The sequence below is a fragment of the Cysteiniphilum sp. GTC20157 genome (genome assembly GCF_055396795.1).
The window spans coordinates 105374-124152 of the sequence record NZ_AP044699.1; the positions used below are offsets into that span (position 1 = coordinate 105374).

Genomic DNA, 18779 nt, shown 5'->3' on the forward strand with positions numbered 1-18779 from the left:
GAGAAAACAGTCCTGTATTGGAAGACTATTTATCTCCCAATATATCGGGTTTATTTAGTTATGGCCAATACCATAAATATGGTTTTGACGGTTAACGGCATTATTTATTTGTAATTGATTTGCATCAGATGCACCAGCTTTAAAACCATCAAGGTTACCAGCTGATGAACTTTCACCTTTTACAAAGGAACCATGTTCCTTACGGTAAAATGTTTCAGCTTCAGATATGCGATGCTGATGATCAATACAAACAATTTGATTATGATTATTGTGATCTGTAAAAAATTGATTTCGACATTCTTGCATTCGTTTAAAAATATTTTTACTAAACCCTAATCGGTAAGAATTAACTAGTGCTCTAGTATTTTTGGCCTTACCTACAAGAAGTTTGCTTTTATAATTTTTAACGTTTCTTTCAAGCTCACGAGATAGGAATACCACAAGATAAACTGTGTTTTCAACATCACGTTGTCTGCCAGCAATGCGTATTGTAGCTTTAGTCCTTGTTTCTGAGTAACCATTGCTATAAATGGCAATACAGCCTGATAGTTTAGCCATATCAGCATATAAATGGTTATACCAAAAAGGAATTCTCGTATATGGGGTTTCAATTGTTTTACTAATCATTTTCTGACCATAAACTTCTTCTTTGGTCAAATTATGTTTATTCATGAGTGACATTGCCTGTTTAAGCGCAATGTTTGCTTCATTTTCATTATCAGACATTGATAGCTCAAGTAATTTCTTGATCTTATCTTTATGCTTATCATTGTATTGCATTTTATTTTCCTTAAAGCATGTGTAAATAACCGTTTCAGCACAACTGACTAAGCAAGCTTATTCAGTATGTCTGGTGCTACTTCATAATCTTCTGCGATGTTTTGAGCATTATGACCAAAAACATCTACAAGAAGCCTGAAATATTCCAGTGTGTTAGGCTCAATGGATATATCGTGAACGATTTTATCCTGATAAAAATAAATGCCTGCAATGCCCATTCCGCCCTCAAAGTAATAAAGTTTAACATTGATTGCAGGATAAGCGTTGATTAAGGTTTTAATAAATGCAACAGGTGGTGTCCATGCAGTATCAAAACCAATAGATACATCTTTGTCTGATGCTCGATTGATGTCTAAATCTGCTAAATGAACATTCCATTTGGTTCCCCAGTTTTCTCTCGTCCATTCCTGATCATTTACAATATCATTCGGAAGAGGGCACAAAAAATCAAACAGGCAGTTATGCTTATGTATCTCACACAACAGGCTATCGAGGGATCTTTTATCTGCATTGAGGATGAGTTTATTGTTACACCAGTTTGGCATGACTTGTCTCCTTGAATTTAAAGGGGCAAGCCAACCCAAAGGAGACTTGCCCCTTTGGGTTTGATGTAGAAGCTATGGCAGCGATTTACGCTGCGGCCATGGCTTTTGTTTTGAATAAAATATTAATGGAAAAATTGAAGATAACCGATGATGGCAATACCCACTGTAATAATGGTACCAACAATCCAGCGTTTATGAGAACGCATTTCTTTAATTTCATCATCAAAACGCTTTTCTGAAATTTCCATACGTTTATCAAATTCACGTCTCATTTCAAGGATAGTTTCTTTTGCTTCACTGCGAAGCTCAGTAATCGTATCTTTTGCAACACTGTTTAACATTTCTATTATCTCCTGTTCTGTACATAACTGATCATGCTCTGTGTTTGAAAGTATCTTCACAAGCGTCTCTGCCTGGTTACGTTCAAAATCACTCTCAATTAATGCATCTACGATTTCCAGTTTAGCATAATTTAACTTTACGGTCATTAGTGCTCCTTTATTTACGTTAATGAAAACAAGGAGCAAACCCATACAGGAATTGCTCCCTGTATGGGTGATAAAGTGAAAGCTTATGCAGCTTTAAGTATGGATATTAATTTATCCCACATCGCTTTGCAGCGCTCAGGATAATCATTCCAGTCACCAATTTCTTTTGGAGCCAAAATGACGGCTTCAATACCCATTGCTTTTGCTCTTTCTTTTAGTTGCTTGGCACTGTCAATGCCAACGTTAATTATTTCACCATCTTTAGTTTGCTTATCACCATCATTGTCAGCCCAGATAATGAGTTTCTGAGTATTAGATGGGATATCAAACCTAGCTAAGTTGCCAGCAGTAAGGCAGCAGGCCATATCAACGTAAAGTGGTGCTTGAGATAAAACCGCATGTCCATTCTCAAAACCTTCACTAACATGGATAACACCTGGCATCTGATTGAACTTTGATTTCATCCAGAGTGCGCTACCACTGTGCCAACCTTCTTTGGGGGATGGCATCATTTTTTTAGGATTATCACATTTCGCTTTATTGAAAGCATCATCTAGAAAAACACGCTGAACATTGCGTATTTTATTATCCAGATTGCGCATAATACCAATGATGGCATTATTGGTATGCTTAACATCATTTTCATAGTGCTCAGCATCTTTAATAAATCGGATGTTTTGATAATAGCAGTTGGGCAGTGGCTTTAATCCTCTATTGATGAAGTATTGCCTTGCATCATTAAGGTGTTCACTGCTTTTTACCAGATCAATGATATCGTTAATTGCTTTATGAAAATGTTTGCGCTCAATATAGGCCTGCTTTCTTTTATGGGCTTGCTGACGCATTTTCATTTTCTCAAGTTCTTCTGGTGTGGGTTCTAATCCCCCCATATAATCAATCAGCATTTTAACCACTTCTGAACAAGAACGTCCGGTAATAAATACCAGAGTGCTTATCCCATCGTGATTACAACCACAGGTATTACAGAAAGTAATTCCACGATCTGCATACTTGCCTTTTTTGCCGTAAAATGCCTTTCCTGATTTGCCACCATGCTGTGGACAGTGAGTTGGATTGCCATCAAATCCAGTTAAAGATTCGATAACGGTATCCCACTGACCATAACAGTACTGTTTAATTTGTTGGATTGGATCGCTCATATCTGACTCCTTTATTAAATGTTGATCAAAAAACAAAAGAGAGAATGAACAATCCTCTCTTTAAGGAGGTGATTGGTCACTCTCCTTTTAAGAGATTAAGCTAAGTTAAATATCACAGCATTCTCGTTTCAGATATCTTGTTGTTGAAACGATATTAGTGATATTTTCCGCAGAAGTATTTGGTTGTTTAATTGCGTCATGCTCATTGGTTGCATTAGCGCGAAGATCAGCAGCAATAAGCAACAAAGTTCTATATGCAAGTTCTTTGTTTTCGCTATGTTGTTTTAGCATACTGCTGCGTCTCCGAGCTTTTGACTGTGAGAAAAATTCAATACGACGAATAAGACTGCCTAATACAGCGTTATCCCATATGTCTGCATTTTTCAAATACTGACTGACTCGTTGAATATTTTCTCTTGCTTTCATAAGAGGTTTAGGCATATAACTATTATGATTTATATTCATTACTTTTCTCCGGTTGGTTAAACAAAAGGAGATAGCAATACCCATAAGAGAATTACTATCCCCTTATGGGTTATCACGACTTAGTGATAAATGTGATTTTATATTAATTATTTATACTCCAGAGCACATTTCTCCAGCTAACATCTCAGGGCAGTCCCATGTTCCACATGCGCTACAGATGTCTGGTTGGTTGGCTATGGTCATTCTATGGAAATAATCAGATTGACTGATTATACCTTTTTCATATAGTTCATGAAGATAGTCATCATCCCACAGCGTTGTGGTTTTCATCTCTAGAAGTTTTTGGCGTAAATCATCCAAATAAAACTTTGGATCCTTTATGGCCAATTGGTCAATTAATGATGAATTACGAGACGGTCTTCTTTTACTAATTGCTTTATCAATATATCCAACAATGTTAATTGGCTTAAGTGTGCTAATTAACTGCTGTTGCAAATAGATGTGTGCCATATTTGAGTGTGAGTAAGGGGTCATTAGCACTGGTGTATGTACGCCAGCGCGTTGTGCCTTTTCAATTATTTTCCTTGCTTCATACTCTGAAGGAAACAAGCCAAAATAATTATTAAAAACTACTACCCAGTCATCAGTGTCATTCACTAATGCATACTCATCAATACGTCTATCTTTATAAGCAGGATATATACCGCCATATTCATTGAATTTAGCTAAATGAAGATCATAATGTTGGATACGACGACATATCCAGTTTCTTCCACGAGAAGTATCACTATAACCTAATTGCTGTTCTAACTCATGCACTTGCTCTTGAATGTAAGAGTGAGTGAATTTCGGATATAACCAATCTATTTTTGCTTTAGTATTTTCATGTTTAATAACATCACCATGTATCACAAGACACTTATGAACAAGGTTTGTTATTTGTATACAACTTAACTCGTTATAATCATTGTTCTTTATGAATAATTCAGCTTGCTCCATTGCTTCATTAATGGAGCATGTTGTTACTTTAAAATCATTTCTGCTTTCATTATGCTCGTGAGCATTAAAGATGCCAGATATTTTAAATGTAAATTTATTCATTATTTTCTCCTTGAGAATGATTTATTCGCTGGGAGAAGAACAATACCTTTGATGGGAGCTTGTTAATCTCCCATACTGGGTTTATTTGATTATATTGAATTGCTTAATAATGCATTTGTATCGCACTTCATTAGATTTTCGGACAATTGATACTGGTTTTAACTCCATATCAGTGACTCCAATATTGAAAATGCCAACCTTTTGCAGCTCCTGATCTACAAGAGCATAAAGTTGTTCATTACCAATTTGTGCAATGCTAAAAGCATCAATCTCAATATGTAAATTTTTAGGCAATTTCATGATCTACTCCAATAACGTTGAACGCAGAAGAAAATAAATTGCCTACACAGGAGGTAAAATATTTCTCCTGTGTTTAGGATTTATAAGTTAACCATAAAGGCAATCATCTGATTGTTCAGATTCGGCATGGTTATTGTCAGCCTTGTTTTGTTTAGACTTACTATAGTTGCTTGAGTTATTTTTATAGTTACTATTTTTTGATTGTTCTGGGTTATCTTTCATAGAACCACGTGCTGTGGAAAGTATTTCCTCGATTTGCGTGTCTATTTTAGACATCCTTTCAAACATTTCATGTGCTGATAAGGATTCCACATGAATTGCTTTAAGTTGCCTTACCAGATCTTTTAAGCCTGCCTCTATTTTCAGTGCTCTTACAAGAGAGCTGATATTTTTTAGAGGTGCAAACTGCTTGGTTTTATCAAGTGTCTCCTTAACTGGGTGGCTTAAAATACCATCGAGTTTTTCTAACATCAAGTTTATGCTTTGCTTTTTATTGTTCATCTTTGTATCTCCTTTGAATGAATTTATAAGAGAAAAAGATGCCACAAAGGGAATCTTTTCCCCTTGTGGGTTTGAATGAATGCCATATGATGATTGCGCGTCTGCAATTTTCATCTTGAGGCATTTGAACTTTGACTAAAACTGGCTTAGATAATCATTATCTTCAGATTCAGTTATTGTCACATTATTGTTATGATCAACGATGCTATTGTCATGTTGAGCGGTCGTAATATTCATTTCCTCGATAGAGCATTGATCTCCATTATCGCATTTACCTGTTACTTTGGTATATTCGATATGAACATTTTTTGCCTTGAGTGCTTGAGCTATTGCATCATGTGTATTTGCAAATACGCAATTAACAGAAGCAAGAATTACGATGGTGGTTAATATTTTTTTCATTATTTTCTCCTTGGATTTTATCTGGGAGAAAACAATATCCCAACTGGGAGAAAGTTTAGCTCCCAGTTGGGTTTGAAATGTTTAAACAAAATACCATATGGCGACCGCTGCAATTGCAACTGCCCACCATGGAATATTTCGCTTTGGTTTTTGTGTAGATTCGATAATAGGTGTTGTATCTATTTTCAGAGTATGCGCTAGTGATGCTTTATTATTGGGCAGCACATGCATGGCACGTTGAAAATCAGCAACAACAACTTCTGGATGTACAAAAGGGACAATCCAGAGTGCATCGTGTAAAACGTATACGCCATAGCCTTTAGTCTTCATTGTGCTGTTAATGTGTTTCATTACATCAATAGCTCTTTTATTGGACTCAAGCTTGTGGTACTCACCGTTACTGTTAATAACCAACTTTGATAGCTGTGTATTTTTCAGATTTTCGATGTGGCCTAACTCACTTTTAAGTGTTTTAGGTTGACCAGATGACTGTACGCTTTGTGTTTTTTGGTTTTGCATTGATATTCTCCTTTTGGGTTTATGACACCCAAAAGAAAGAATCAATACAGTCACCCAGTTGGGAAGACAGTATTGTATCTCCCAAGTGGGTTGATTAAATAATATTAATTACCTGAAGCAATACTCCAGATAATCATAAATTTATATTTATTCCTTTTTTAAAAATCAAATATTCGTTCAATAACGAATACCCTCAATATCAATCTACTGAGTACGGACATACTGCTTGTTCATTCGATAGGGCAGTATGTAAAGGAATGGATACATGAATATGTATAAGGTAATCACCTGTAAAGGTGGTAAATCAATGATTGAATCTCTTTGCTGACTATGCAAACAAGTGCACAAGATTAAGCGTTATTAATACGAATAACTAAACAATCATTATGGATTTACGGACACCGGAACTATTAAAAATAGCTGTGGCATGACTCACTGGTGTACATGCGCTTGTAAAAGACTTCTCAAAAAAGAGTTTCTGGCATTTCAGCCTTCATCAGTTTTACTCTTACAAAAAACCGCCTGTTTCGCATTGTTAAGTTGGCTTGACGATTATGTTATGACCAGTATTTAATAAAAATCATGATCAGTCAAGAAAAATTCATTAAAAGTTAATTTACCTATTTCATCTTATGAAAAGTGCTGCGTCGATCTTTGCAGTAAACCTCAAGTACTTTGCTATCATAGTAAAACCAACCTCCAGAATCTGGATCCATCGGAGGATTAAAGTAAATTCGTGCATGGTCAGTGTCCTCAACAATGGTGCCTTGAAATTGCACTTTGTGGTCATCTATATAGTAGAATCCATCAAACATAGTATCGATCACATAAATATCCAGTCGAACATCACTATGGTCTTCCCAATTGCCGATCCATTCTCCCGTGAGTGCCCGACAAAGATCAATACGATTCAAGTTTAATCACTCCATAAGCAGGTGTTTCGTATGGGTGTGATGATTTTAAAGCGGCAAGGACATGCTTAAGCTTGGTTTCACAATCGCATAGAAATTCGAGTTTATATTCTGGTTCATGGTGAATTGATCCAATGGATCCAATCGCAGGGTGGCTGCCATCAAGTGGCTTGAATTGACCTGTGCCTTGTGTTTCCCAAGAACAATGGGAGTAACCGCCAAAATCACCAATACCAATCTCAAAGAGCGCCTCTTTGACGGCTTCTTTATGTGATTCTGGCACATAAACATAGACCTGATGCACTGCTTACTCCTCAATATGTTTGATGCGTGCTACACGGATGGTTTCCTCGCGTCCATTAATCAACAAAATTGCTGCGGGATAATAGTAATCACGGACAATAACATTTTCATAACGTGTGGTTTTTTCACTTTCAGAACTCAGTGATATTTCCATAGTCACTGCTTTACCTGATTCCAGTAGATCATGAATTTGATCAATTTTAGATTTTGCCATTATGCCTTCTCAATGCTTTTTATGTATTCTAGCACTAACTGTAACTGTTCAGGAGGCATAATGCCAAGTTTATCAATAGTCTGTGCGGGTAGTGGGCTAAAGACACCAGTAGTTGACATGATAAGGATGTTTCCTGAATTATGCACTTCACCTTCAACAATTATTTCTGATTGCGTATGTTTAAGGTATTTTGCCGTGATGGTGTAGCTGTCACCAAACTGTGCTGGATGATGGAATTGGACTTCAATTTTTTTGGTCACGCAGACCATCTTAGCCAGAAGTACAGCTTCCCATCCCAGTATTTCATCCATAATGGTTGTTAAAATGCCACCGTGTAGAATGTTACCCCAGCCGATATGTCTCTCCAGTGGCTGAAACTGAGTATAAATAGCTTTACCATCAGTATAAAGTATCAGTTGTTTATTAATGGGGCTAGTCTCACATTTGCCAAAGCAACCTCTTTGATGTTCATGAGGTGTTAGTTTCTTCAGTTCAGAAAAATTAATCATCAATTGCCTCACTGTTATGCTCATTTGAAACTTGAAAATCAGAAATCGATTCAATCCATAGTGATACTTCAGTATTATGTGATGTTTCGATCTTAACGTGGTTGCGGGCAATGTTGATTACTTTGCCTGAAAATGTTTTATCTCCGATAATGGTAATAGTGACTTTACTATTATTTATTTTTGCTTGTTGAAGTTGTTGAGTAACATCCATTTTATACCTCCTGTCATAACTGTATGAATACCGCTATATTATTCATAATTTAACCTGTTAAGCAATGTTATTCTATGTCATCTAAACAAGCTTTGTTATAGTGGCTATTCTGCATTAGTAAAGAGTATTCGATCATTTATGTGGAAATTGGAAAAAACAGACGACAAAAAATACCCCTACCTGATTACCATTGAAAAATCAGAAAAAACCAATCTGAAACTATTGGTGCAGAAAAAGTGGCCATCAGATGATGAATCCGTTTTTTGTGTTCGTCATGATGCTAAGCCAGAAATTAATGCAATTGAGTTGATTGAGGAGGCTGAAGTTAGTTCAGCCAGATGGTTGGAAGATGGGACTAAAGTTTCAATTAAACTCAATCGCGCAAGCAATCAGCAATGTGAATTTCGATTTGTCACAAAAAAATATAAAAACAAGCCAGGTGAGTATGAGCAGATATTCTTCAAATCAAAGCCTGATGATAAGGGTGCTTCAGTCTGGCGTGTGGAGGAGACAAACAGTGATAAGTTTCCCTACCGTGTAAGCATCATAGAAAAAGGCAATCCAACGCTGTCACTTTTAACACAGGATAAATGGCCAGGAGCCAGCGGGAATATCTTTTGCATACGAGCCAATGAAAAACCAGAGATTGTTTCTGGTAAGATTGTAGAGGAAGTCCCTGTTGTTTTTGTCAAGAGAGTGGGTAAGCGTTTGTCTGTCATGCTTGATCGATCGATGAAAAAACGCTGCGAGTTTCTATTTTTGCGTAAGAAATACAAAACCAAAGAGGGAGATTATGAGCAGATTTTCTTTAGAACGCAGCAAGGGATTAATCAGCATCGCACCCGTGGTAATTTAAGCTTACAGCCAAAACTGACAGAACTTGAAGTAATCATTGACAGCAATGAACGTTATCCATGGAAATTTGGCGAGCATAATATTACAAGGCAAAATTTATCCGTTGGTGATTATGCACTGATGCTTGACAATGAGATCGAAGCAATCGTCGAGCGTAAAACATTTGATAATATGCTGTCAGACATTGCTAAAATTCAGGTTTTACACCAGCAACTGACAGAGTTATCGACCTATCGTCATGCGGCAGTGGTGATTGAGGCGCAGTATGGTGATTTTCTCTCGAGTGATAAAATTGGGAAATATTCATCGCCTGCGCATATGGGAAGGGCGCTTGCTGAGCTATCCGTCTTACACCCTAATTTACCCATTATTTATGCAGGTAATAGAAAAGAAGCAAATCACTGGTCATTAAGATTCTTTGAAGCAGTACTCAAAAAACACAATGACCCAAGCAATGATGCTATTGCAACAGCAGTTGCTAAAACACGTACCACAAAATCAACACCACTGTGGCTTAAGGTTAAAAAGGCTGTGTTGCAGGAAATGCCGAATGAATTTACTTTTGCTGATTTAAAAAACCATCTGTCAGATTTAACCGGTCAGCAGATAAGATCACAGCTTTATAAACTAAGAGACGATAATGTGGTCAAAAGCGAAGGCAAAGCGCGTGCAGTGAAATGGTTAAAAGTATTAAAAATGGGTGATTGAATTATTTAGTATGAATATAGGGAGTATATTTTCCATTTTTCTGAATGATTACAAGTCTGTTTGTAGATTTATTGAGTTAAATTAGTTATTATTTAGCAGTGCAGATAGCTTATCTTTAAGTGAACTACCCCATCACTTAAACGTAGGTTGCCTTACTTGCTAATAGCCCCCATCTAGAGGCAAAAATTAAAGGAATATATATACATTTTGGCATGGATATCTGCATTTTAAGATTAAATCCTGACTATGGATGAGTATAGGGATATGAGTGTTGTAATATTCGTGTTTGAGCGTTAAATATGAGTTCATTCATATGCATTTTAGATTTTGATAATTTGATACGTAATTACCTTTTGAGTTTATATTATCTAAAAGTTAATCCTCTTATAATGGTCATGCAGATGCTAAAAGATTAGCTTCCGCAGGTAATATAAATCTTTAAATACAGGGGGTTACGATGTATGTTGTAAATCAAGTTAAAAATAAAATGTCACCTTATCAAGTAGATTTGGTTGATGATATGGTGAATGATCTATCAGACACAAGTCGAGTTTATTTGAAAAATATTTTATCAAGATCTTATGTGATTGGTGTGCAGCACTTAATGGAAACGGAGTTATGCTTATTTGATGGTTTATTGTGTGCAGGTGCAATACTAGAACAAATTAGATTTGCTGGTAAGTTGTATTCCGATTATTTTCCTGCTATTCAAACCTTGAGAGGTAAAGGTATTAATATTCACACCATTAACCACACGGTAAAGCCAGGAGAGTTTTCTATTGCAATAAAGCAGACAATTAGAGATATGTGGCAATATGCATTAGATGACATTGAGGATGCAAATAATATTGATAACATCATTATTTTAGATGAAGGCGGCAGGGCATTAGAGGAAATTCCTCGCTATTTGAAGAATAAATATAATGTGATTGTGATAGAGCACACAAGGGGAGGTCTGTACAATAGTGCTTCTCAACACATGAATATACCTATTTTAAAGCCCGCATTATCTGCGGTTAAAAAAATATTAGAATCGCCTAAAATTGTTAATAAAGTTGTAAAAACGGTTTTGCAAAAAATCAGCAAACTACCCTATTCACAATACAAGGTATATGGTGTGGTAGGGTTAGGTAATATCGGGGCTGCCTTGTCAAGAGATCTTGTTAATAATGGCTATGAAGTCATCGCTTTTGATACAGAGTCTGAAAAGTGCAAACCACTGAAAGATAGAAGCAGAGTTACACTGGCTGCAACGTTGGATGAATTAATTCATAATTCAGAAGTCATTATAGGAACAACAGGAAAAGACATTAGTATGGACTTTAATTTTAAAGAACACTTATGTCATGATATCTTCTTGATTAGTGCTAGCTCTGAAGACAAAGAATTCAAATCACTTCTGAAATCAGTTGATAGCAATAAACCATTACAAAACGATATTAGATTAAAAACAGACAACGGTAATACCATAACCATTCTTTCAGGTGGATTTCCTGTCAACTTTGATCAAGCCAGTGAGTCTGTGCCAATTAAAGACATATGTATTACACGTGCATTAATGTTGGGGTCGATTTTTCAAGCCTGTTTTTTACTAAGGTATTTAAATTTAGATGAAGTAACAAGTAACTTAAGTTTGGCAACGGATGCCTCATTACAATATTACTTAGCACAAAAATATCTGGCTTATGATCATGGCAATGACTTTAACCATGAAGTGCAGCAAATTTTTTCATCATTAGACTGTATAAAGTCTTTTTCTGAAGGTATGAGTCTTGACTGTGATGAGTTTAAATTATTACTTACTCTAAAAAATGACTTCAGCACAAGCGCGGAAAAATCTAGAGCTTGATAAATTATCAGTAGCAATATCTATGCCAATTTCATGACTTGGTCTGACTAATTTATTGTCATGTATATCTTTCTTTGAACTGTATATATTAATGGGCAGTGGTATATCTTTATTGTTCTGGTTAATACAATTAAGTGTGTAGGAAATCTTTTCACAAAAAGCATAATAGCTTCTTAAACTTTCAGATAATACAACGTTACCATCTAAAAGTGTTGGGTGTAAAAACGAGTAATATACACTTTTTATAGTGGAACTCTCGGCTGTTCCAGCCAGAGAAATTATATCTGGCTGATATCGGCATTGATAGATTTCTGATAATGCATATTTGATTTCATCAATAGGGGCATCCATTGATGTAGATACTCTAAATGCTGGAGCTTTACCTTTATGAATTTGAATTAAATGTTTTAAAGTTTCAATGTGCTGTTGATCCAGTTTGATATTATATTGAGACAATGTTAGTGATAACTGTTCCCAATGTAATGAATTTTTCATCATCTCCACGGATGAATTTACTGATCTCCATGAGTATTGTGTGATGAAATCAGCTAATAAATGATGGGAAGGCTTGCGCTTGATGACGGGATCTACGATGGATTTAGGGAAAAACAGGATTTTGCATGTCCATGGCTGAGACTCAGCAATCGCTTTAAATAGGTGATAATGCTGATGATAGGTTGCCGGAAATATATCATTTTTGAGATGGAAATGCTGTTGTAGTTTTTTGAGTCTTGATACTTCAGTTAGCTTCTGTAGACAAAATATGCTTTTACTTCCAGCAGTAATTGACCAAAGTGGTTTAGCGTGGATGTTGCATAGTGCGTCAAGAATTTCATACGTTCCAAAGATGTCACCCTGATGCAATAAGTTTAGGGGGATTGTTCGAGTGCTATTATCAATATAAAGCTCAGCATTATTTGATAGAATCATTGACAAGGGGATATTTGCATAGTTTAAGTCATCTAGTATTCCATCAGTTTGGAGCCTCCCATTAAGTAAAATGTTTTCACCATAGCAATAGCTTCCCTCATAGAAAACATCATCTGCTGATACAATGTCTTCAATTGCCTCAAATAATTCTTTGTTTTCTTGCTTTACTGATTGGGCAACATCTTGCCATGTGCATGATTTCAATTCCATTATCTATCTTTGTTTTTGTAGCTAAAGTTTAGTCATAAGACATAATAGTTAATTACAATCAGAATTTATATATATTTACGCACTTTACCTGCATTTACAGCAGGAGAAGTCTCTGATATCTGGAGTTAAATCACTGAGTGCGCCAAGCAAAGCTAAGGCAATCAAGCTGGACAATCCAGCCCAGATAAAGGTTAGCCACCAGTCTGGAACCGAACTACACATAATGCAAGGCAACGAACATTATGAAGCTGTAGTAAGGGCGGTCTATCAGCCACAACGAAAGTGAAGGTATTGAGCCCCGTAATATACATCGTCACACCTGATCAAGGCTTTCATGTGCCTGAAATCAGTACTGCGCTATACGTAAAGGCAAGTATGCGTGGAGGTGTCGGGGTCTGAGTCCGTAGCGGGTAGATGAACTGATTGCTTTGGAACTTGGGAGAACCTTGCTATTTCTGAATGCTTATCTTGGAGCCTAAAAAGCTAGAGATAAGTTTAGCAAGGTAGTCGGACTAGCTCATAGTAGAGGTGTAAATAGGGTAATGCCTATTGAGGTTTAAGACCACTTGAAGGGGTTAGCAGTTTAACGAAGAGGATAATTTGAATGATGCCAAACGCAGAGTTGAATAAAACATTGTTGAAGCTATCTTCTATAGCCGAATGTGCGCGAGGAAATCGAGCCTTTGAGTTTACGAGCCTAGCTCATTTACTTGATGCAGAGTTTCTCACCTATTGCTACCACGGTCTTGATAGAAACAAGGCGGTAGGGATAGATAAAGTAAGTTGGCAAGAATATGGCAAGCATTTGCCTGACAAGATTGAGAGCTTGGTGATACGCCTAAAGAATAAGTCATTTAAACCACTACCTGCAAGAAGGGTATACATTCCTAAGGGAAACGGAGAAAGCCGCCCCTTGGGCATCTCAGCAATCGAGAATAAGATTGTAGAGACTGGAGTTATGCTGATACTGCAGAGTATATACGAGCAGGATTTTCTAGGATGTTCGTATGGGTTTAGACCGGAAAGGAATACACATCAGGCGCTTAATGATGTCGATAAGGCAATTATGACACGACCGATAAACCACCTAGTTGAGGCAGATATTAAAGGATTCTTTGATAATGTGTCACATGACAAGCTAATGGGCTTTGTAAAGATACGAGTAAAAGATTCTAGTTTGCTACACCTAATAGAGCGTTTTTTAAAAGCAGGTTACGTTGATAATGGCGTATTAATAGATACGGAAAAGGGTACACCCCAAGGAAGTATCCTAAGCCCAATGTTAGCGAATATATTTTTGCATTATGTGTTAGATAAATGGTTTGAAGATACGGTGAAGAGTCATACCAAAGGATTCTGCAAACTTGTAAGGTATGCGGATGATTTTGTGTGCTTGGTGCAGTATCAGGAGGATGCACGCAGAATTGAGCGGGCACTCTCAAACAGGTTTAACAAGTATGATCTACAGCTTCACCCAGAAAAGAGTCGAAATATTAGCTTTGGCAGGTACGAGAGGCTCAATGCGTCAAATACAGGTCGAAGAGCCAATACTTTCGATTTCCTAGGTTTTACTCATTATTGTGATAAGACAAGAAAGGGTTACTTTAAACTGGGGCGGAAAACAAGTGCTAAGAAGTTTAGAGCGAAGTGTAAAGATTTAAACACTTGGTTCAAGGCTATTAGGAACTTGTTGCCGACGAGGCAGTGGTGGAAAACACTCAAAGCTAAGCTAAGAGGGCATTTTGAATACTATGGCGTGAGCGGGAATTTTCCTGCAATCGCAAAATATTACTCAATTGCCAAAAGATTGGCAAAGAAATGGTTAAATCGAAGAAGCCAGAAGCGGAAACTAAGTTGGGAGAAGTTCAACAAATATATTGAACGTTACCCACTACCGCAGCCACGAATAACACATGATTTTTATACTTTAACAGGTTCAGTGAGTTAAGTTGAAGAGCCGTATGTGGGAAATCTACAAGTACGGTTCTGTGAGGGGCATTCTGCTTTCTCACATTATGTTTGAAATTTAAAATATAAAAGGAGAAACAGAGATGTCTACTCGACAAATATAGCAATTTTATTGCGCGAAAAGCTTCGATATCATTCGGAGCAGTTAAATTGAATGTTTAACAATAGTTTTAAGAAATTTATGGTGGGGGCTTACGCATCATAAATGGGGTAGTGCCAGCAATATTTTTTGCTGGCACAAAAAAATGGCTTTTATCTTGTGATAACTATTTCTGTTTGTTGTGGGAATTTTGGACCTGGCATTGTAACTGCAACAGTGTAACCACTGCTAATTCTTGCAACATCATCCTTATTCAGATAATTGATATAAAAAGAATGATCATTTTGGTTATGATTAATAAATCCCGATGGTCGTAAGTGATAATTGGTGATGACATCATACGTTGCATTTAGGAATGCCAGAAACTTCTCATGCAGAGTAGCTGGTGGCTTCTCAGTATATCCATGCTCGATAATAATTGCTCTTCCATGCTGAGATAAGCATCGAAGGAAAGATGAAAACTCACTCCAGCGGCAGTTATCTTCGACATGATGTAATACCCATCGAGCAATGATAATATCATAGGATGCTTGCTCACTCTCTTCAGGAGTTACATAGCATATGCTATTTGATTTAATATCAGGATAGGGGTCATATCCATAAACGCCAACATTGATTGAATATTTTTCCTCTAAGAATGATTTTAATGATAGTTCATATTCTCCATTACCAATCCCATAACTAAAAATATTGACATCCTTTTTTTCAAGACATAGAGGCTCAATCGCATTTAATATAGATTGATTGGTAATCACATTATGATAATCCCAGCAAGCCAATATATCTTGTGGCGCAAGTAGTTCTTTGTGGTTCTGGCATGTTTTAATAAATTCATGACAGACTTCAGTTAAACTTGCTTCATCACTAAAATATAATTTAATTAATGACCAGTTCGTTCTGGTATATTCAATTAGTCTTGCTGCAAATTCATTTGCTAAGGTATTCCCAGACTGATATAACCCAAGCTCATTAAAAGTCCTCATAAGCAGTGTTATATCGTGCAGGTTTAGCTTTATTAGATTTATGTCTTCAAGTGCATTCATATGTCTTACCACTAGATTGTATAATTATTGTTTAAGTTCGATATTATCCTAATATGCTGCCCACATCAATTCAGTTTAAGGCTATGCATTATGTATAATAAATGGCTTACATTGGTGGGAGTTAATGAGCGAGTCACTCTAAAATGCATATGTGCATATTGAACGCAAATTTGTTATGGTGCATTCATTTAAATATGGCCAGTTTACTGATGTATTCACTCCAGATCCTAACTATATGCATAATATGCTGCTACACTTAACATAGCTAAGAGAATGGCAACAGCTATTATCAAGTCAATGCTTAAACGAATAACATTATTTTCAATATAATAAAATATTCTGTAAAGCATCAAAGGAACTGGTATTGTGCACATTAATACTAAAAAATAATTTGATATTAAAGTATTTATAATCATTTTGGGACTCCCTAGTTTTCACTTGCTGTTGTTTGATTATCTTTTAATTTAGATAGCTTACCAAGTGGATTCGATCGGAGTGAATAGTGAATATGGAAATAATGACTTTATCTTATGGTTTAATGTATGGCTGAATATAAAAATCGCCATTGGTTCCAAAACCAATGTCATAGACTTTTACATGGTTGGTATTTGTATCAATGTTCACACTACGGTAATCACCACCGCAGAGTGATGATTTTTTAGCAGAGATTAAACTTTGTCCCGATGGTAGGGAGAACGTAGTTTTTTCGCCAGCGTTAAGATAAGCAAGTTTATTTCCATTAACACTGATTAAGATTGAACAGCCACCACCAAAAAATCCTTTGTCACGTACTATTGTTATTTCATTTTTTCCATTTGGTGCATATGTGTCGTCTAATAACGCCTTGATCGCGCTAGCTTGGTCTATAGCTATGGGAGTTGTCCCACAGCTTGAAAGCGCAAATGTCGTTACTATTAGTAGAAATATGGATAACCATCTATTTTGTTTCATTGTTGATTCCTTTGTAAAAATATTGATAAATATTTCTGTTAGCATTGTTCTCAAAAAGATTAACTTTTTTGATGTAGCGCTGTTGTGTGTTAAGCGACTGATTGGTAATTTCACGCATTTTGACCAGATCGGCACCTGCTAGTGCAGCACTGGTGTTAAAGCCCGAGCGTAATCCATGCGGTGAGAGGTTAGTTGTATTAAGATCAGCCTGTTGACATCTCTTTTTAAATAGTCGATAAAACCCTTCATAAGAGAGCTGCTCATTTCTGACTTTGCAACCACCTTTGTGCAGTGACTTAAAAATATATTCTTGATCTGTCAGACCAATCGCCTCTAGCCAATGCTGCAATGCTTTAACTGGGCAATGTCGGGTCGATTTTGAATTAAATGGAATTGCAACCTCATGACCCTTAGCCAGTTGATCTGTTTTAGACTGTCTTATGGTGACAATCATGCCATGAGCATCATTGAAATTTACGTCCTCATTCTTCAGTGCCAGAAGCTCAGAGGCACGAAATCCGCCCGCGAAACCAACAAGCAAAAGTGCTCGATCGCGTACACTTAAGAGATCATTAGCATTGATACGGTCAATAATTTTAATGAGCATATCATAGGTAACTGGATCAGATGCATTTTGATTTTTGCTGATGTCGCGCTGAATACCCTGGAGCAGTGTGTCTATTCTTGGGTGTGCTAAAGGCGACAGGTGTCCCTGTGTTTTATGGTGATAGTCTATTGATGCTTTAATAACGGCAATTGTTGACCAGCTATAACTCTGGTCATGCAGATAGACGAAAAAGGCATAGGCAATTTCTGGGGTAAGTGGCATTGATGTCACCTTAAAGCCATCACAATAGCTCTGCAGTACTTTAAATGCTGATTGGTAGCGCTTTATAGTATTGCTGGCACGTGATTTCTGCTCAAGTTCTAAGCCCTTATCATAAGCATGCTTAAGCTCTTCATGAGCAGTTTCTTCAAGATCATGACCAAGAATCAAGTCAGGCATTTTATCCATGACTATTATCATCTTCGTTTTTTGCACCAGCAAGAATACTGTTATCGACCATGCGATAGATACGTCTGTACATATCGGGCATATCCGCTTTACCAAAGTGCGAATCGCCTGTTGAAAGAAAGCGCCACATCTGCCCGATATCATCTTTAATAGTGTTAAATTGAATATTATTCTGGATAAGCCAATCAAGATGTTCTGTCATATCATCCACTGCGTCACCTGAGTACTCTCTGAATTCCATGAGTAATTTAAGTTTGCCATAAAATTCAGCCAAGGAAAGTGACTCGAACAGTGTCATTTCAAAGCTTGCGCCAGAGATATCAACACAGAAGTAAACGGGCTTATTGTCTTTATTGACGTAGCAGTGTACATTTGCATTCAGGTAATATTGATCAAGCACTTTTTTATATTCTTGATAACAGCGTGTATAAATTGCCAGATGGTTGGCTGTAAATACTTCATTGGGGCTGACAATGTTCATCTGGGTCATCACCTTTGGGCGTAGTTGACTTAGATCTTAAACTGATCTGATGGATTTTCTCAATTTCAAGAGGGATCAATGATCGAGTATTGTCCTTTGTTGAAAGAATATGAACAAACACATTACCGACGTCGTTCACAGTGCCATGGATCTCTTGATAATTATCATAGAGTAAATAAATGGGTTTATTCTTTGCTTGTGCTTTTTTTAGTTTTTGTGTGTTTGTGTGTAGATTCATTTTTTCTTCTATTGTGTTTGCTTGTTTTGTTGTTTCTATCCTGTTTGATTGCGCCTAATTT

At 36.7% G+C, this 18779-nt stretch carries 24 protein-coding genes; 3 read left to right on the forward strand and 21 right to left on the reverse strand.

All coding sequences use genetic code 11. The annotated features are described in order from the left end of the window. Positions 1-54: 54 nt before the first annotated feature. From ACZ5V8_RS11905 to ACZ5V8_RS11975, 15 genes are all read right to left on the reverse strand, one after another. Positions 55-780, reverse strand: coding sequence for a DUF2786 domain-containing protein (locus tag ACZ5V8_RS11905; RefSeq protein ID WP_464218773.1), 726 nt, complete (start codon positions 778-780; stop codon positions 55-57). Positions 781-827: 47 nt separating this feature from the next. Beyond that, positions 828-1325, reverse strand: coding sequence for a DUF1281 family ferredoxin-like fold protein (locus ACZ5V8_RS11910; RefSeq protein ID WP_464218774.1), 498 nt, complete (start codon positions 1323-1325; stop codon positions 828-830). 122 nt (positions 1326-1447) lie between these two features. After that, a complete protein-coding gene (locus ACZ5V8_RS11915) occupies positions 1448-1813 on the reverse strand; it encodes a hypothetical protein (protein ID WP_464218775.1) in 366 nt (121 codons plus the stop codon). Between the two features lie 83 nt (positions 1814-1896). Next, a complete protein-coding gene (locus ACZ5V8_RS11920) occupies positions 1897-2973 on the reverse strand; it encodes a toprim domain-containing protein (protein ID WP_464218776.1) in 1077 nt (358 codons plus the stop codon). A 105-nt stretch (positions 2974-3078) separates the two neighbouring features. Continuing rightward, the gene (locus tag ACZ5V8_RS11925) at positions 3079-3438 is read right to left on the reverse strand and encodes a hypothetical protein (RefSeq protein WP_464218777.1); all 360 of its coding nucleotides are present in this window, start codon (positions 3436-3438) and stop codon (positions 3079-3081) included. Between the two features lie 111 nt (positions 3439-3549). Beyond that, positions 3550-4500, reverse strand: coding sequence for a hypothetical protein (locus tag ACZ5V8_RS11930; RefSeq protein WP_464218778.1), 951 nt, complete (start codon positions 4498-4500; stop codon positions 3550-3552). A gap of 81 nt (positions 4501-4581) precedes the next feature. Next, on the reverse strand, positions 4582-4800 hold the full coding sequence (locus tag ACZ5V8_RS11935) for a hypothetical protein (protein ID WP_464218779.1): 219 nt from the start codon (positions 4798-4800) through the stop codon (positions 4582-4584). An 87-nt stretch (positions 4801-4887) separates the two neighbouring features. Then, positions 4888-5415, reverse strand: coding sequence for a hypothetical protein (locus ACZ5V8_RS11940; protein ID WP_464218780.1), 528 nt, complete (start codon positions 5413-5415; stop codon positions 4888-4890). A 21-nt stretch (positions 5416-5436) separates the two neighbouring features. Further along, positions 5437-5703 carry a hypothetical protein gene (locus tag ACZ5V8_RS11945; RefSeq protein ID WP_464218781.1) on the reverse strand — a complete coding sequence of 89 codons (267 nt, stop codon included), beginning with the start codon at positions 5701-5703 and terminating at the stop codon, positions 5437-5439. An 81-nt stretch (positions 5704-5784) separates the two neighbouring features. Continuing rightward, positions 5785-6222 carry a hypothetical protein gene (locus ACZ5V8_RS11950; RefSeq protein ID WP_464218782.1) on the reverse strand — a complete coding sequence of 146 codons (438 nt, stop codon included), beginning with the start codon at positions 6220-6222 and terminating at the stop codon, positions 5785-5787. Positions 6223-6842: 620 nt separating this feature from the next. Then, positions 6843-7136, reverse strand: coding sequence for a hypothetical protein (locus tag ACZ5V8_RS11955; RefSeq protein ID WP_203249970.1), 294 nt, complete (start codon positions 7134-7136; stop codon positions 6843-6845). After that, positions 7123-7437, reverse strand: coding sequence for a YqfO family protein (locus ACZ5V8_RS11960; protein ID WP_203249971.1), 315 nt, complete (start codon positions 7435-7437; stop codon positions 7123-7125). Before ACZ5V8_RS11960 ends, ACZ5V8_RS11955 begins: the two co-directional genes overlap by 14 nt. Before the next feature lie 3 nt (positions 7438-7440). Next, positions 7441-7650 (reverse strand): hypothetical protein, encoded by a 210-nt coding sequence (locus tag ACZ5V8_RS11965; protein ID WP_203249972.1) that lies wholly within the window; start codon positions 7648-7650, stop codon positions 7441-7443. Beyond that, positions 7650-8159: a PaaI family thioesterase gene (locus tag ACZ5V8_RS11970; RefSeq protein ID WP_464218783.1), complete on the reverse strand. Its 510-nt coding sequence runs from the start codon at positions 8157-8159 to the stop codon at positions 7650-7652. The genes ACZ5V8_RS11965 and ACZ5V8_RS11970 overlap by 1 nt, the downstream gene beginning before the upstream one ends. Continuing rightward, entirely contained in the window at positions 8152-8370 is a 219-nt protein-coding gene (locus ACZ5V8_RS11975) for a hypothetical protein (RefSeq protein WP_464218784.1), read from the reverse strand. The genes ACZ5V8_RS11970 and ACZ5V8_RS11975 overlap by 8 nt, the downstream gene beginning before the upstream one ends. Before the next feature lie 138 nt (positions 8371-8508). On the opposite strand from ACZ5V8_RS11975, the gene ACZ5V8_RS11980 reads away from it, so the two are divergent. Both ACZ5V8_RS11980 and ACZ5V8_RS11985 read left to right on the forward strand, forming a co-directional pair. Continuing rightward, positions 8509-9933, forward strand: coding sequence for an ERCC4 domain-containing protein (locus ACZ5V8_RS11980; RefSeq protein WP_464218785.1), 1425 nt, complete (start codon positions 8509-8511; stop codon positions 9931-9933). Between the two features lie 457 nt (positions 9934-10390). Then, positions 10391-11782 carry an NAD(P)-binding domain-containing protein gene (locus ACZ5V8_RS11985; protein ID WP_464218786.1) on the forward strand — a complete coding sequence of 464 codons (1392 nt, stop codon included), beginning with the start codon at positions 10391-10393 and terminating at the stop codon, positions 11780-11782. On the opposite strand, the gene ACZ5V8_RS11990 is transcribed toward ACZ5V8_RS11985, so the two are convergent. Beyond that, positions 11738-12922, reverse strand: coding sequence for a hypothetical protein (locus ACZ5V8_RS11990; protein WP_464218787.1), 1185 nt, complete (start codon positions 12920-12922; stop codon positions 11738-11740). The two genes, ACZ5V8_RS11985 and ACZ5V8_RS11990, sit on opposite strands and share 45 nt — an antisense overlap. 604 nt (positions 12923-13526) lie before the next feature. On the opposite strand from ACZ5V8_RS11990, the gene ltrA reads away from it, so the two are divergent. Continuing rightward, on the forward strand, positions 13527-14870 hold the full coding sequence (gene ltrA / locus ACZ5V8_RS11995) for a group II intron reverse transcriptase/maturase (protein WP_464218788.1): 1344 nt from the start codon (positions 13527-13529) through the stop codon (positions 14868-14870). A 272-nt stretch (positions 14871-15142) separates the two neighbouring features. On the opposite strand, the gene ACZ5V8_RS12000 is transcribed toward ltrA, so the two are convergent. The 5 genes from ACZ5V8_RS12000 to ACZ5V8_RS12020 form a co-directional block, all read right to left on the reverse strand. After that, positions 15143-15973 (reverse strand): class I SAM-dependent methyltransferase, encoded by an 831-nt coding sequence (locus tag ACZ5V8_RS12000; protein ID WP_464218789.1) that lies wholly within the window; start codon positions 15971-15973, stop codon positions 15143-15145. 588 nt (positions 15974-16561) lie between these two features. Then, the gene (locus ACZ5V8_RS12005; protein WP_464218790.1) at positions 16562-16984 is read right to left on the reverse strand and encodes a hypothetical protein; all 423 of its coding nucleotides are present in this window, start codon (positions 16982-16984) and stop codon (positions 16562-16564) included. Next, positions 16971-17999: a site-specific integrase gene (locus ACZ5V8_RS12010; protein WP_464218791.1), complete on the reverse strand. Its 1029-nt coding sequence runs from the start codon at positions 17997-17999 to the stop codon at positions 16971-16973. The genes ACZ5V8_RS12005 and ACZ5V8_RS12010 overlap by 14 nt, the downstream gene beginning before the upstream one ends. After that, positions 17992-18480, reverse strand: a complete 489-nt coding sequence (locus tag ACZ5V8_RS12015; protein ID WP_464218792.1) for a hypothetical protein — start codon at positions 18478-18480, stop codon at positions 17992-17994. Before ACZ5V8_RS12015 ends, ACZ5V8_RS12010 begins: the two co-directional genes overlap by 8 nt. Continuing rightward, entirely contained in the window at positions 18458-18718 is a 261-nt protein-coding gene (locus ACZ5V8_RS12020; protein WP_464218793.1) for a hypothetical protein, read from the reverse strand. Before ACZ5V8_RS12020 ends, ACZ5V8_RS12015 begins: the two co-directional genes overlap by 23 nt. Between the last annotated feature and the right edge of the window lie 61 nt (positions 18719-18779).